The 14,268-nt window shown below is 41.6% G+C and carries 14 protein-coding genes; 4 read left to right on the top strand and 10 right to left on the bottom strand.

All coding sequences use genetic code 11. The features are described from left to right. Window positions 1-21: 21 nt before the first annotated feature. From ftsW to miaB, 10 genes are all read right to left on the bottom strand, one after another. A complete protein-coding gene (ftsW, locus tag ACTG7X_RS00395; RefSeq protein WP_439256593.1) occupies window positions 22-1,212 on the bottom strand; it encodes a putative lipid II flippase FtsW in 1,191 nt (396 codons plus the stop codon). Between the two features lie 8 nt (window positions 1,213-1,220). Then, window positions 1,221-2,537 (bottom strand): UDP-N-acetylmuramoyl-L-alanine--D-glutamate ligase, encoded by a 1,317-nt coding sequence (gene murD, locus ACTG7X_RS00390; protein WP_439256592.1) that lies wholly within the window; start codon window positions 2,535-2,537, stop codon window positions 1,221-1,223. A 142-nt stretch (window positions 2,538-2,679) separates the two neighbouring features. After that, window positions 2,680-3,762: a phospho-N-acetylmuramoyl-pentapeptide-transferase gene (gene mraY, locus ACTG7X_RS00385; RefSeq protein WP_439241346.1), complete on the bottom strand. Its 1,083-nt coding sequence runs from the start codon at window positions 3,760-3,762 to the stop codon at window positions 2,680-2,682. A 5-nt stretch (window positions 3,763-3,767) separates the two neighbouring features. Beyond that, a complete protein-coding gene (gene murF, locus ACTG7X_RS00380; RefSeq protein WP_439256591.1) occupies window positions 3,768-5,162 on the bottom strand; it encodes a UDP-N-acetylmuramoyl-tripeptide--D-alanyl-D-alanine ligase in 1,395 nt (464 codons plus the stop codon). Window positions 5,163-5,442: 280 nt separating this feature from the next. Continuing rightward, window positions 5,443-6,930, bottom strand: a complete 1,488-nt coding sequence (gene murE, locus ACTG7X_RS00375; protein ID WP_439256861.1) for a UDP-N-acetylmuramoyl-L-alanyl-D-glutamate--2,6-diaminopimelate ligase — start codon at window positions 6,928-6,930, stop codon at window positions 5,443-5,445. 11 nt (window positions 6,931-6,941) lie between these two features. After that, window positions 6,942-8,777: a penicillin-binding transpeptidase domain-containing protein gene (locus ACTG7X_RS00370; protein WP_439256590.1), complete on the bottom strand. Its 1,836-nt coding sequence runs from the start codon at window positions 8,775-8,777 to the stop codon at window positions 6,942-6,944. Then, window positions 8,774-9,103, bottom strand: coding sequence for a cell division protein FtsL (gene ftsL, locus ACTG7X_RS00365; RefSeq protein ID WP_439256589.1), 330 nt, complete (start codon window positions 9,101-9,103; stop codon window positions 8,774-8,776). The genes ACTG7X_RS00370 and ftsL overlap by 4 nt, the downstream gene beginning before the upstream one ends. Beyond that, complete coding sequence (gene rsmH, locus ACTG7X_RS00360; RefSeq protein ID WP_439256588.1) at window positions 9,104-10,066, bottom strand: 16S rRNA (cytosine(1402)-N(4))-methyltransferase RsmH; 963 nt, start codon at window positions 10,064-10,066, stop codon at window positions 9,104-9,106. A 141-nt stretch (window positions 10,067-10,207) separates the two neighbouring features. Beyond that, complete coding sequence (gene mraZ, locus ACTG7X_RS00355; protein ID WP_439256587.1) at window positions 10,208-10,666, bottom strand: division/cell wall cluster transcriptional repressor MraZ; 459 nt, start codon at window positions 10,664-10,666, stop codon at window positions 10,208-10,210. Window positions 10,667-10,885: 219 nt separating this feature from the next. Further along, on the bottom strand, window positions 10,886-12,310 hold the full coding sequence (gene miaB, locus ACTG7X_RS00350; protein ID WP_439256586.1) for a tRNA (N6-isopentenyl adenosine(37)-C2)-methylthiotransferase MiaB: 1,425 nt from the start codon (window positions 12,308-12,310) through the stop codon (window positions 10,886-10,888). Window positions 12,311-12,464: 154 nt separating this feature from the next. Here miaB and infA point away from each other — a divergent pair, with 154 nt between their 5' ends. From infA to corC, 4 genes are all read left to right on the top strand, one after another. Continuing rightward, on the top strand, window positions 12,465-12,683 hold the full coding sequence (gene infA, locus ACTG7X_RS00345) for a translation initiation factor IF-1 (RefSeq protein ID WP_132301427.1): 219 nt from the start codon (window positions 12,465-12,467) through the stop codon (window positions 12,681-12,683). Window positions 12,684-12,801: 118 nt separating this feature from the next. Next, a complete protein-coding gene (locus tag ACTG7X_RS00340; RefSeq protein ID WP_439256585.1) occupies window positions 12,802-13,107 on the top strand; it encodes a hypothetical protein in 306 nt (101 codons plus the stop codon). After that, window positions 13,107-13,352: a type II toxin-antitoxin system HicA family toxin gene (locus ACTG7X_RS00335; protein ID WP_439256584.1), complete on the top strand. Its 246-nt coding sequence runs from the start codon at window positions 13,107-13,109 to the stop codon at window positions 13,350-13,352. The genes ACTG7X_RS00340 and ACTG7X_RS00335 overlap by 1 nt, the downstream gene beginning before the upstream one ends. Before the next feature lie 12 nt (window positions 13,353-13,364). Then, entirely contained in the window at window positions 13,365-14,267 is a 903-nt protein-coding gene (gene corC / locus ACTG7X_RS00330; RefSeq protein WP_439256583.1) for a CNNM family magnesium/cobalt transport protein CorC, read from the top strand. The last annotated feature ends 1 nt before the right edge of the window (window position 14,268 follow it).

The raw sequence follows: 14,268 nt of genomic DNA, 5'->3' as shown, positions 1-14,268 counted from the left end.
ACCCCTGACTATTTTTATTGTCTAATCATCTCGTAATCGAGCATGACCGCCATACATCAGTCTGTTTTCGTGGTCTATGCGTAATAAAATCGCAATACTGATGGACATAATAATTAAACTTGATCCCCCATAACTGACCAAAGGAAATGTCAACCCTTTGGTCGGAATTAAGCCCAATGCCATACCTAAATTCACAAAACCTTGGAACATCATCCAAAAACTAATACCAAAAGCAAAAAAACCCTTAAACCGTTGTTCTAATAAAAGCGATTCTTTACCAATTTTCATGGCACGAAAGACCAACGCGGCTAGCAAGAAAATCATCAAAAGAATACCGACAAAACCAAATTCTTCCCCCATGATCGCCATCACAAAGTCAGTGTGTGCTTCTGGAAGATACTCTAATTTTTGAATAGAATTACCTAATCCCTCACCAAACCATTCGCCACGACCAAATGCCATTAAAGAATTAGACAGCTGAAACCCTGAGCCATACGGATCTTTAAAAGGATCAATAAACCCCGAAAAACGTCTTAAACGATAGGAAGATGTCAGTACCAACCAGAAAAATAATGCCACACCTAACAAAACCAAACCGATAAACTGCCAAAAATGCGCACCGACAATAAACAATACCCCGACCGTTATCACAAATAGCACAATGCTACTTCCAAGATCGGGTTGCAACAATAAAAGTCCCCCCATTAAACCTACTACCAAAAATGGCTTTACGGAACTCAATTTACGGCTACGTACTTCATCATAACGGCGCGTAAAATAGCTAGATAAAAAACAAATTAATGCTAATTTAGCAAATTCCGCGGGTTGGAAATTAAATAATGGAAATGGCAACCAACGTCTTGCCCCATTGACTGATTTCCCTACGCCGGGAATCGCCACCGCAAGCAGTAACAACACGGCAATAAAAAATATCCATACATAATGTTTTTCCCATTTTTCCATTGGAATTTTAAGAAAAATATAGCACGTGATAATAGAAAAACAAATATAAATGGCATCACGTTTCGCATAATAAAAAGGATCTAGCTCATTTTTTGAGCCAACGGGAATGGAGGCCGAGGTCACCATAATAAAACCAATAAATAGCAAGATCACAAATAACCACAGCAATGTGCGGTCATAAAGCGCATTGGCTGGCGTAATTGTGGTCCAACGTTGGCAGCCCTGTTTCACATTATTCCAAAATCCCATCTGTCATCCTATTCTGCCAGTTGTGCTAAACGGGTAAATTCCTCACCCCGTTGTTCAAAACAACTAAATTGATCCAAGCTCGCACAAGCCGGTGATAATAACACCATATCACCTGATTTTAACAATGGACGCAAGGCTTGAATAGCTTGTTCCATGGTATCAAATAATTGGCTTTGAGCCGATAATTTGGCTAATTCGGCACCGTCTTGACCAAAGCAATAACATAAAATTTCAGGCTTATTAATCAGCTTTTCTAACTCGCTAAAATCCGCCCCTTTGCCGTCACCACCTAATAATAAATGCAATTTACCATTTAAATGTAATCCCGTTAACGCCGCCACCGTACTACCGACATTGGTCGCTTTGCTATCATTAATCCAACGCACACCATTGGCAAAATGGGCTAATTGGAAACGGTGATCGAGTCCAGTGAAAGTACGAAGTGCGGTGCAAATTCCCTTATTTTTTACGCCTACCGCCCGAGCCAAAGCAATCGATGCCAAGGCATTCATATAATTATGACGACCGCTGATTTTCACGTCATCACAAGGCAATATCACGTCATCACCCGCCATTAAATATTGTTTACCGTTTTCGGTTTTTAGCCAATAATCCGCATGGTGTTCCGCAAAGCTGACTTGCTGTTTCGCACTTTGCTGACCGTCTTGTTTGGTCAACGGATCTTCGCCGTTAATCACCGCCGTTTCCGCATTCACATAAATCTTCAATTTTGCTTGGCGATAATCTTCTAAGTCCACATAACGGTTCATGTGATCCTCGGTGACATTTAACACGGTCGCTGCCGCCGCTTTTAGGCTGTACGTGGTTTCTAATTGGAAACTGGACAGTTCCAACACATAAAGATCATAATCATCCTCTAACAGGGACAAGGCTGGAATACCGATATTGCCACCCATGCCCACACGTAACCCGTCCGCTTTTGCCATTTCGGCGACCAGCGTCGTCACGGTACTTTTGCCGTTTGAACCGGTAATGGCAATAATCGGTTTGGTGGCTTCACGGCAGAATAATTCAATATCCCCAACCACTTCGACACCGGCTGAAAGTGCGGTCTGAATTTCAGGGGTTTTTACCGCTAATCCGGGGCTAATCACAATTAAATCGCTGTCTAATAACCAATCCAATTTCAACGATCCCGTATGCACATCAATATCTTCATCTAATTCATTGATGCCTGCCGGTAAAGGTCTTGTGTCAATAACTCGCACGTTCGCTTGTTTTTTGACGAAAAAATTCACACAAGATAAACCCGTTTTGCCTAAGCCAATGACGGCGACTTTTTTGTTTTTATATAGGTTATTCATTTCTTCTTTTCTCTGTCATCACTGTTTTTACCCTCACCCTAGCCCTCTCCCAAAGGGAGAGGGAACAGTATGAGGCATAATTTATTTTAATCTCTCCCTAAATCGTCCCCTCTCCCTTTGGGAGAGGGCTAGGGTGAGGGTCCTAACGCAATTTCAAGGTCACTAATCCCATCAACACCAACATCAATGAAATAATCCAAAAGCGGATAATGACTCGGGGTTCGGGCCAACCTTTGAGCTCATAATGGTGATGAATCGGTGCCATGCGGAAAATGCGTTTTTTACGTAATTTGTAAGAACCCACTTGTAAAATCACCGAAATGGTCTCCATCACAAACACACCGCCCATAATCACCAATAAAAATTCTTGACGCACTAACACCGCAATCACGCCTAAGGCACCACCTAAGGCTAATGAACCCACATCCCCCATAAAGACCTGTGCTGGATAAGTGTTGAACCAAAGGAAACCTAATCCCGCACCGACAATAGCGGTACAGAAAATCACTAATTCAGAGCTGTATTTCACATAAGGAATATACAAATATTTGGAAATTTCAATGTTACCTGTGGCCCACGCAATTAAGGCAAAAGCACCGGCGACAAACACCGTTGGCATAATGGCTAAACCATCTAAACCGTCGGTTAAATTCACCGCATTACTGGTGCCGACAATCACAAAATAAGACAGGATAATATAGAAAAAGCCGAGCTGAGGCATGATATTTTTAAAGAATGGCACCACCAAACGGGTGGCATCTGTGTCTTTTCCAATCAGATACATCCCCACCACCGCAATCAAGGCAATCGCAGACAACCAAAAATATTTCCAACGGGCAATTAAGCCATCCGTATTCTTGTATTTAATTTTGCGGTAATCATCCACAAACCCAACAGCGCCGTAACCCAATAACACAAATAAACTGAACCAGATATAGGGATTAGACAGGTCGCTCCATAACAGCGTACTCACCGTAATGGTAAATAAAATCATAATCCCGCCCATGGTTGGCGTACCCCGTTTTTGGAAGTGGCTTTCTGGCCCATCATTGCGCACTTCTTGACCAAATTTGAAAATCTGCAAGCGACGAATCATTTTCGGTCCAATCCATAAAGACAATAACAATGCCGTTAAGAGTGCAAAAACCGAACGCACGGTGAGGTAAGACACCACGTGAAAATCACTAAAATATTGCTGTAAATAAGATGCAAGCCAAACTAACATTAAAATTACCCTTTAAAATTTTCTTTTAAAATGTCGATCACGTTTTCCATTTTTTGACTACGCGATCCTTTTGCCAATAATACAACTGATTGATTATTGGCTAATTTTTGTTTAATTATTTGCGTTAAATAATCTGCCATCACGGTTTTATCAGTAAAATGCTGACCTTGTGATTGTTGCGAAATAACGGCACTATGCACACCAAAGCTCGCCACACATTCTAATTTTGCTTGTGCCGCATAATCGGCAATTTGTTGATGACAGAACGGCGTATTTTCGCCTAATTCTGCCATATCTCCAACAACAAAAATGCGAAATGCGGGATATTTTTTCAAAACGTCAATAGCAGAGGTTAATGAACCCACATTGGCATTATAGGTGTCGTCTAATAAAAGCAAGTTTTCACAAGGCTGAATCGGGAACAAACGTCCTTTCACTTGGGATTTTTGTTCTAAACCAGCTTGCACGTCTTGTAAACTGGCGCCCACGTTCATGGCTAACGCCGTTGCAGCCAAGGCATTGCTGACATTATGTTCACCTAAATAAGGCAAGCTAATCTCAATTTGTCCTTGTGGACTATGCAACATAAAGGTTGAACCCGTTGCTGTGGCCTTGACATTGCTCGCATAAAAATCCGCTTGCTCATGATGGGCAGAAAAAGACTGGATTTTATGTGTCCCAATTTCTTTTTTCCACATATCTAAATAATGACAATCTAAATTCACAATAGCGACACCCTTTTCGCTCAAACCACGAAAAATCTCACCTTTCGCTTGTGCCACGCCCTCAATGGAACCAAATCCCTCTAAATGGGCGGAGGCTACGTTATTGACTAACGCCACATCTGGCTGGGTTAAATGCGTGGTGTAATCAATTTCACCTTGATGATTTGCCCCTAATTCTATGACAGCAAATTGATGTTTTTCGTTCAACCGTAACAAGGTCAATGGCACGCCAATATCATTATTAAAATTACCATGGGTAAATAAAACTTGATTTTTTTCTACCGCACTTTTGCTTGCCGTTTGAGCTAAAATGGCGGCGGTCATTTCTTTGACAGTAGTTTTGCCAGAAGATCCTGTCATTGCTACGGTCAACGGATTTAATTCGGCTTTTAGCCATTGGGCTAATTGTCCTAGAGCTAAACGGGTATCGGTGACAATAATTTGTGGCACATTGACATCACATTGATGATCAACAATCACGGCCACATTACCCTGTGTCATGGCTTGTTCAAGATATTGGTGCGCATCAAAACGTTCACCTTTTAGGGCAAAAAATAAACCGTTTTGGGTTTGTTGGCGGGTATCGGTGCTGATGTTTTCAATTTGCGTGTCAGCGTTTCCGATAAGGGTGCCGTTTAGGATTTCAGTGAGTTTTTTGGTTGTTAGTTTTATCATTTTGGTTTTTCATTTCAAATTGTTATTATTGTATTTTGCCACGTTCTTTACTTTTCTTTGCTTGTGCAAAGAAAAGTAACAAAAGAAACACACCCCGATTTTGCCTTGTTTCCTGAAAATAGTTAAATTTGCTTAACGAAAAAGTTGTAAACTCGCTTCGCTCAAACAGTACAACTTTTTCTACAAATTTAACTATTTTCAGGCGGCAAAGACGGGGCCCCGTCTGAACCTAGCAAGCAAAAGAAAGCATGGTCGCCCATCGGGCGAAACCCGACTTAAATTAATTAATATATTTCCTTACCACTTCCTGATCCGAAAAATGCTGTTTCACTTTCCCAATAATCTGGTAATCCTCATGTCCTTTACCCGCAATTAAAACCACATCATTTTCCACCGCACTTTGCATAGCCGTTTTAATCGCTTGCTGGCGGTCATGGATAATTTGCACCGCTTGAAGATGTTCAAATCCGGCCACAATATCGGCCATAATTTTGCTTGGATCTTCCGTACGTGGATTATCATCCGTGGCAATCACCACATCTGCAAACTGTTCAGCGACTTTTGCCATCAGTGGACGCTTACCATTATCCCGATCACCGCCACAACCAAAAATACACCAAAGTTTTCCTTGGCAATGAATTCGTGCGGCTTGTAAGGCTTTTTCTAAGGCATCTGGTGTGTGTGCGTAATCCACAATCGCTGTGGGTTTATGTGGTGCGTGCAACATTTCCATTCGACCGCAAACGCCGGTTAATTGCGATACTGTTTTGATTAAATCCGCCAATGGGTAGCCTAAAGCCAATAAGGTTGCCACCACAAGCAATAAATTGCTGACATTAAAGGCACCGATTAAACGGCTGTCTAATGTGCCATTGCCCCAACTTGATTGGAATGCAATGCTTGCGCCTTTGTGATGAAAAGATACTGCGGTGCATTTTAACCAATTTTTTTGATTCGGTTGAAAATCCGGTTGGCAACTGACCGCAATCCCATGAGGTAATTCAGTTAACCAAGTGGCACCAATAGGATCATCTGCATTAATAATTTGTTGTTGTGTTACTAATTCCGTAAATAACCGTTTTTTAGCGTCAGCATAGGCTTGCATGGTGCCGTGATAATCTAAATGATCACGGCTTAAATTGGTAAAAATGGCGACGGCGAAATGTAAAGCCTCAATACGTTTTTGCACTAAACCGTGTGAAGACACTTCAATGGCAGCAATATCTGCCCCTTGTGCCACGAATTCAGCCAAAGACGATTGTACTTCAATCGGCGAACCTGTGGTATTTTCGGCAGGTTTTACTTGACCAAATAAGCCGTTGCCAATAGTCCCCATAACGGCGGGTTTATGACCTAAAATCTGCGTCCATTGCGCAATTAATTGCGCTATCGTGGTTTTACCATTGGTGCCAGTCACCCCGACTAAGGTTAATTTTTGTGAGGGATGATCATAAAAAATATCAGCAATTTCAGACAGGTGCGCAGATAAATTAAAATACGCAATCACAGGGACATTGTTTTCAACATGAACGGTTAAATGTTCATTTGGTTGGTCGGCCTCCGCCAATACGGCAACCGCGCCACTCGCAATAGCTTGTGGAATAAATTGGCGACCATCCACCGCATGCCCTTTAATCGCAACGAAAAGACAGCCTGCCTTTACGGCACGACTGTCTAAGGTCATGTGATGGGGGAAAATGCGCTCAAGTTGCGCGAGATTTTCCCCGAATAATCTGTTTCCCCCGAAAAGTGCGGTCAGTTTTATCATCATTTTCTCACTTAATTTGTTTGTTTTCCGTTGCTTTGGTCATTTAAACGGACGACACGTTTGATATTACGGATATTAGTCGCACTGCCTTCTGCATCTGGGGTAATGTTATAAGTCCGTAAGGTATAGCCCATAATGCTGGAAAAGACAGGGGCAGAAATCGCGCCACCATAATATTGACCGGCTTTTGGATTATCAATTAAAATGACTAAAGCAAAACGTGGATCGGTCACCGGTGCAAGGCCAGCAGTATAAGCCATATATTTATCTACATAACGTCCTTTTTCTAATTTTTTGGCCGTACCCGTTTTAATCGCGACCCGATAACCTTCTACCATGGCTCGTTTATTTTTTATCGCCACTTTTTCCATCATATGCACCACATCTTTGGTGATTTTTTCAGAAAAAACACGGTTACCAATCACCGGTGGATCGACTTTGGTCACTGACAATGGACGATAAATACCAAAACTGCCGAGGGTGATATAAGCCCGTGCAATTTGCAATGGTGTGGCATTAATACCGTAACCGAATGCCACGTTAGCCCGCTCAATATCTGACCAAGACGCACGATTCGCGCCTAACATCCCCACTTGCTCGCCCCCTAAACCCAAGTTAGTTAATTTCCCTAACCCTGCATTTTGATAGGTTTCCATTAAGGCCGTAGGCGGCATGCGCAAGGCCAAACGGCTCACACCACGGTTAGAGGAATTTTCGAGGATCTCATCTAAGGTTTGTTGATCACGTGGCGCAACGTCCTTGATTTCTTTACCGGATAAGACCAAGGGTCCGGTATTAATAATTTCATTACGGCGAACCGCGCCACGTTGAAGTGCGGTTAATACCACAAAAGGTTTCACCGTAGAACCCGGCTCAAAGGTATCGGTGACGGCGCGGTTACGCATTAATTCTTCCGACACCCCAGTACGTTTATTCGGATTATAAGAAGGGGCATTTGCCATGGCTAACACTTCGCCAGTACGTACGTCCACTAACACCGCAGTCCCTGAATCGGCTTTATTTTCGGACACTGCTTTGGCAATTTCGCGATACACCATGGATTGCAATTTAGCATCAATACTCAACACCACATTGTGGGCGGCATATTTTTTCACATCCGCAATTTCTTCAACGATATTGCCTTTTTTATCTTTACGATAAGAACGTAATCCCGCTTTTCCGGTTAACTCATTGTTTAAACTTCTCTCAATGCCCTCAATCCCATTATTATCAATATCCGTAAATCCAATTAAATGGGCGGTTTCTTCTGCTTTTGGATAAAAACGACGGAAATCATTTTCGAATACAATCCCTGGGATTTTTAATTGATGTACATAATCCACCACAGTTTTGGTGACTTGACGGCCTAAAATAATATCTCTCGCCTTTGGCTTACTTTCAATTTTAGCCACAAGATCCTTATAATTGATTTCAAGAGAATCGGCTAAGGCTTTCCAACGTTCTTTATCGGCTAAATAGTTGCCCTCTAAAATAAATTTAGGATCCGCTTTAATATTATACATCGGCACACTCACCGATAATAATTGGCCGTTACGATCTAAAATCGAACCACGCGGTGATAAGATTTTTTGTTCACGTAAAGAACGTTTATCCGCCTCATTATTTAAGCTATCCACATCAATGGCTTGCACAAAGGTGGCACGTGCCACTAAGGTAAATAAACCAAAACACACAAAACCAAGGGCCCAACGATAACGACCTTTTAAGAAACTATTGTCATAGATCTTGGTCGGTTTATTCGGCTTAACACTGGATGAACTGACGGATTTTTTCACCGCGCCTTTTGTTTTCGTCTGATGACGTGTTGAGTTAAATTTCACTTTCATTCTACAATCACCACCTCTTGTTCGGGTTTAACACGGTTCATGCCTAACCCATCAATCGCCATAGATTCTATACGATGGGTATCGCTTAAAGAATCTTCTTCTAAGGTTAAATTCAAAAATTTATTTTCAAGATTTTCTTCTTCATAAATCAACATCCCTTTTTGCGAAATTAACGCACGGGTTTGATAAGTAATCCATATCGTCCCCACCGCGGTCACCACAATAGCCAATAATAAACACAAGGCCAGTTTGTTGGCAGAAAAAATATCCTGAATTAAAATCTGTTGTAAAGGATAGCGTTGGCTATCTAAAAGAGGTTCGCTCATTTACAATTTCTCCGCTATACGTAATACCGCACTGCGTGAACGAGGATTAAGTGCAATTTCTTGTTCACTGGCCTGAATGGCTTTGCCGACGGTTTTTAAAGTTTGATTACGCTGAATTTGATCTTCACGCAAAGGTAATCCTTTCGGGATATCTTCGCCTTTGCTTTGCTTACGCATAAACTGTTTGACCATGCGATCTTCCAACGAATGGAAACTAATAATGGATAGACGACCTTGTGGGGCTAACAATTTCACTGCTGAATTTAACACGGTTTCTAATTCGTCTAATTCTGAGTTGATAAAAATACGAATCGCCTGAAAACTGCGTGTAGCCGGATGTTTATGCTTATCTTTAAACGGCACCGCATTGGCAATCAATTCTGCTAATTGCAACGTGCGGTGTAAAATGGGCTGATTATTTTGCATGGCATTTTTATTATAATTCACAATCGCCGTCGCAATACGTTTAGCAAAACGTTCTTCGCCAAAGGTTTTCAACACCCAAGCTAAATCACTTTCCGATACCTTCGCCAACCATTCCGCCGCCGATTGCCCTTTGCTGGTATCCATGCGCATATCCAACGGGCCATCTTTCATAAAACTAAAGCCACGTTCAGCATCATCCAGTTGCGGAGAGGAAACACCAAGATCAAGCAAAATACCATCAATTTTGCCGACTAAACCTAATTTTTCACAAATCTCTGGCATGGCTGAAAAGCTGTTATGTTCAATCTGAAAACGGGGATCTTGAATAGTGTTGGCTTCCGCAATAGCTTGCGGATCACGGTCAATGGCAATCAAGCGCCCATTTTCCGCCAGTTGAGAAAGGATTAAACGAGAATGCCCGCCACGGCCAAAAGTGCCGTCAATATAAATACCTTTTTCTTTCAACGCCAAGCCATCCACTGCTTCATGAAGTAACACAGTGATATGCGTTTGACATAAGGTATTTGGCGCATTCATAAAATTATCCCAAAACTAAAATTAATCCAAGAAAGGTATTCATCAGGTTGAGCGGAGCTAGAAAATTCTAGCTCGCCACCTTTTTTATTATCTCACCGGAGGATCTTTGTCCCTTAAGTGAGTTTGCTAGTGCTGCCCTCTTTATAAAGAGAGCGTTTTTAATGCGTCTGACAAGGCAAATTGGCCACTTGAACCGAGTGCCATGTCTTGTTCAATTTGTGCGTGCCATTCCGCTTCAGACCAAATCTCAAATTTATTGAGCTGACCGACTAACATGATATTTTTTTCTAATTTCGCATGTTGACGTAATGGCGCGCTGACTAAAATTCTACCGGCGCTATCTAATTCACATTCCGTGGCATACCCTAACATGACACGTTGTAAACTGCGTTGCGCGGGGTCAAAATTCGATAAGGCTAACAATTTTTGCTCAATGGTTTCCCATTCACTCAAGGGGTATAACAATAAACAAGATTGGCGAATATCCACAGTGCAGACCATTTGCCCTTGATTTTGTTCAAGAATTTCTGGGCGATAGCGGGTCGGGATCGCAAGACGTCCCTTTGTATCTAAATTCACCGCTGTTGCACCACGAAACATTGTTATTTGCCTTATTCAGTCCGTTATTTACTTGAAAATGCGTGTTAAGCGAGGTCATTCGACACAAAACTCCACTTTTTCCCACATTTTGTTCAATTCTATACTTAGATCGTTTAATTGACAAGCAGTTTATACAGTAAAAAGCATTTTTTGGTGAAAAAAAACCGCAGTTTTTATTTGAGAACAAAAACTGCGGTGAAAATAACCAGAATTTTTTAATTAAGCGGCATATTTGCCAACCCCTAATTCATCTTCTTTACGCGTTCGATTAATCACGGCTTGTGGTGATTGAATCACACGTAAGCCCATTTGATCTTCGGTACGCACCACATCACCACGCAAGGAATTGGTGTACACGTCAGTAATCTTAATGTCCACAAATTTGCCGATCATATCTGGTGTGCCTTTGAAATTCACAATACGGTTGGTTTCGGTTCTACCAGTGAGTTCCATAATGTCTTTTTTAGACGGCCCCTCTACCAAAACACGCTGTTCTGTCCCCAACATAGCACGGCTAAATTGCGCCGCTTGGTTATTAATACGTTGTTGCAGCAGATACAAACGTTGTTTTTTCTCCTCTTCGCTCACATCATCAGGCAAATCTGCCGCAGGTGTCCCTGGGCGAGCCGAGTAAATAAAGCTAAAGCTCATATCAAAATTCACTTGCGCAATCAGATTCATGGTATCTTCAAAATCCTGATCCGTTTCCCCCGGGAAACCCACAATGAAATCCGAACTGATTTGAATATTCGGACGAACCTTACGCAATTTACGAATAATCGCTTTATATTCCAACGCCGTGTGATTACGTTTCATCATGGTTAATACCCGATCTGACCCACTTTGTACCGGCAAATGCAAGAAACTCACGAGTTCTGGCGTATCGCTGTAAACTTCAATAATATCGTCAGTAAATTCAATTGGGTGGCTAGTGGTGAAACGTAAGCGGTCAATACCGTCAATGGCCGCCACCAAACGCAACAATTCCGCAAAAGAACAAATTTCGCCATCAAAGGTTGCGCCACGATAGGCATTCACATTTTGCCCTAACAGGTTCACTTCACGCACGCCTTGCTCGGCAAGTTGGGCGATTTCAAATAAAATATCATCCACAGGACGACTCACTTCTTCACCACGAGTATAAGGCACTACGCAGAATGAGCAGTATTTATTACAGCCTTCCATAATCGACACAAACGCCGTTGGCCCCTCGGCTCTTGGTTCAGGCAAACGGTCAAATTTCTCAATTTCAGGGAAACTCACGTCCACCACAGCACGTTTTCCGCCCCGAATTTGATTAATCATTTCGGGCAAACGGTGCAAGGTTTGTGGGCCAAAAATAATATCCACGAATGGTGCACGATCACGAATATGCGCCCCCTCTTGTGAGGCCACACAACCGCCCACGCCAATCACTAAATTTGGATTATGTTTTTTTAGCTGTTTCCAACGCCCGAGCTGGTGGAATACTTTTTCTTGGGCTTTTTCACGAATGGAACAAGTATTTAACAACAATACGTCCGCTTCTTCGGCTTCTTCAGTAAGTTCTAAGCCATGGGTGCTTAATAATAAATCTGCCATTTTTGAGCTGTCATACTCATTCATTTGACAGCCCCAGGTTTTAATATGTAATTTTTGCGTCATGTTAATTAATTTGTTAATCGGGTCATAAAATCGGTTGGCTATTGTACAGTTTTAATCACATTTTATCAAATTAATGCTTTCAGAACAGGCGACAAAATAGTATAATTCGCCCGTTTTTTATATTTATGTTAAAGAAAAAAGGATTAATCAATTAATGTCTAAAGAAGATTGCATTGAAATGCAAGGCACCATTTTGGAAACCTTGCCAAACACAATGTTCCGTGTGGAATTAGAAAATGGTCACGTGGTGACGGCGCATATTTCAGGTAAAATGCGTAAAAACTATATTCGTATTTTAACCGGTGACAAAGTGACCGTGGAAATGACCCCTTATGATTTAAGCAAAGGGCGCATTATTTTCCGTGCGAGATAATTCAATATTGACCAACAAAGCTCGAATATATCGAGCTTTTGTTTTTTGGCGCGGTTCAAACTGTTGACAGAACAAACAACGAACACTAAGATAGCAACAAGGATAAAAAGGTAAGATTATGAAAAAATATCGTAAACTCATTCGTTGTATGGCATACCGAGAAAATAATTTATTTATTGCGGTATGTCTTGACCTTTCTCTTGCTGCTCAAGCCGATAGTATGGATGAAGCCATTCAAAAATTGGATATGCAAATTCAAGATTTTATTGAAGAAATCAATGCCGAACCTGAATACGCCATACAATTGCTTAATCGTTCCGCACCGCTTTCTTTGTGGATCAAATATTATTGGTTTAAATTTTTATCGGCGAAAAATGGCAATAAAAAACAAGTAGCATTTTTTGAAGAAGATTGCTACGCATAATGTTCACGCGAATTACGCCATTAACCTATAAAGAAGTCACCACGGCATTAAAACGCCTTGGTTTTACCATGAAACCCAAAACAGGGACTGCCCATGAACAATGGGTGAGGCTTGATAATCAAGGAAAATTTCTGGTCACCGTAGATAAACACATTTCCCCCTTTGATAAAGCATTAATTAAATCAATGGCAAGGCAAGCCGGCTTATCTAGCAAAGCATTTTTCTTGGAATGTAAAAGAAAATAAACGAAAAAAACTATGGACGAACACTCGAATAACCCAACTCAAACCGATACTTATCAAAAAAAATCGTTCTTTCAATCTTTATTTGGTCGCTTTTTTCAGGGCGAACTGAAAAACCGTGAAGAATTAGTGGAAGTCATTCGGGATTCTGAACAAAATGATCTCATTGACCAAGACACCCGAGAAATGATCGAGGGCGTCATGGAAATCGCTGAACTGCGCGTTCGGGATATTATGATCCCACGTGCGCAAATCGTCTTTATTGAAAACGATCTTGATCTCGAAAGTTGCCTTGATACCATTATTGACACCGCACACTCCCGTTTTCCCGTGATTACGGATGAACGAGATAACGTACTTGGGATTTTACACGCCAAAGATCTGTTGCAATTTCTGCGAGAACAGCCAGACGAATTTACTATCCAAGCGATCTTACGCCCTGCGGTAATTGTGCCAGAAAGTAAACGGGTGGATCGCATGCTGAAAGATTTCCGTACTGAACGCTTTCACATGGCAATCGTGGTGGACGAATTTGGCGCCATTTCAGGTTTGGTGACCATTGAAGATATTTTAGAGCAAATTGTCGGCGATATTGAAGATGAATTTGATGAAGAAGAAGTGATTGCCAATATCCGCCAACTTTCTCGCCATACTTATGCGGTGCTTGCGTTAACGGATATTGATGATTTTAATGAGAAATTTGGCACCCATTTTGCCGATGAAGAAGTGGATACTATCGGTGGCGTGATTATGCAAGCCTTTGGTTATTTACCCAAACGAAGCGAAGAAATTGAGCTAGACGGCATCCATTTTAAAGTCACTTCCGCCGACAGCCGCCGGATTATTCAGTTACGTATTACCGTGACGGATGAGCAATTAGAAACCATCAGCCATATTGAAAACAACACGGAAGAATAAT

Source organism: Lonepinella sp. BR2271 (assembly GCF_051851515.1).
Lineage (GTDB): Bacteria > Pseudomonadota > Gammaproteobacteria > Enterobacterales > Pasteurellaceae > Lonepinella.
Note: the sequence above shows the minus strand (reverse complement) of the source record. Positions and strands in the feature narration are given on the sequence as shown.

Excerpts from the sequence above, each read along its gene's own strand:
- ftsW (WP_439256593.1), bottom strand. The coding sequence starts at position 1,212 with ATGGGATTTTGGAATAATGTGAAACAGGGCTGCCAACGTTGGACCACA.
- murD (WP_439256592.1), bottom strand. The coding sequence starts at position 2,537 with ATGAATAACCTATATAAAAACAAAAAAGTCGCCGTCATTGGCTTAGGC.
- mraY (WP_439241346.1), bottom strand. The coding sequence starts at position 3,762 with ATGTTAGTTTGGCTTGCATCTTATTTACAGCAATATTTTAGTGATTTT.
- murF (WP_439256591.1), bottom strand. The coding sequence starts at position 5,162 with ATGATAAAACTAACAACCAAAAAACTCACTGAAATCCTAAACGGCACC.
- murE (WP_439256861.1), bottom strand. The coding sequence starts at position 6,930 with ATGATAAAACTGACCGCACTTTTCGGGGGAAACAGATTATTCGGGGAA.
- ACTG7X_RS00370 (WP_439256590.1), bottom strand. The coding sequence starts at position 8,777 with ATGAAAGTGAAATTTAACTCAACACGTCATCAGACGAAAACAAAAGGC.
- ftsL (WP_439256589.1), bottom strand. The coding sequence starts at position 9,103 with ATGAGCGAACCTCTTTTAGATAGCCAACGCTATCCTTTACAACAGATT.
- rsmH (WP_439256588.1), bottom strand. The coding sequence starts at position 10,066 with ATGAATGCGCCAAATACCTTATGTCAAACGCATATCACTGTGTTACTT.
- mraZ (WP_439256587.1), bottom strand. The coding sequence starts at position 10,666 with ATGTTTCGTGGTGCAACAGCGGTGAATTTAGATACAAAGGGACGTCTT.
- miaB (WP_439256586.1), bottom strand. The coding sequence starts at position 12,310 with ATGACGCAAAAATTACATATTAAAACCTGGGGCTGTCAAATGAATGAG.
- infA (WP_132301427.1), top strand. The coding sequence starts at position 12,465 with ATGTCTAAAGAAGATTGCATTGAAATGCAAGGCACCATTTTGGAAACC.
- ACTG7X_RS00340 (WP_439256585.1), top strand. The coding sequence starts at position 12,802 with ATGAAAAAATATCGTAAACTCATTCGTTGTATGGCATACCGAGAAAAT.
- ACTG7X_RS00335 (WP_439256584.1), top strand. The coding sequence starts at position 13,107 with ATGTTCACGCGAATTACGCCATTAACCTATAAAGAAGTCACCACGGCA.
- corC (WP_439256583.1), top strand. The coding sequence starts at position 13,365 with ATGGACGAACACTCGAATAACCCAACTCAAACCGATACTTATCAAAAA.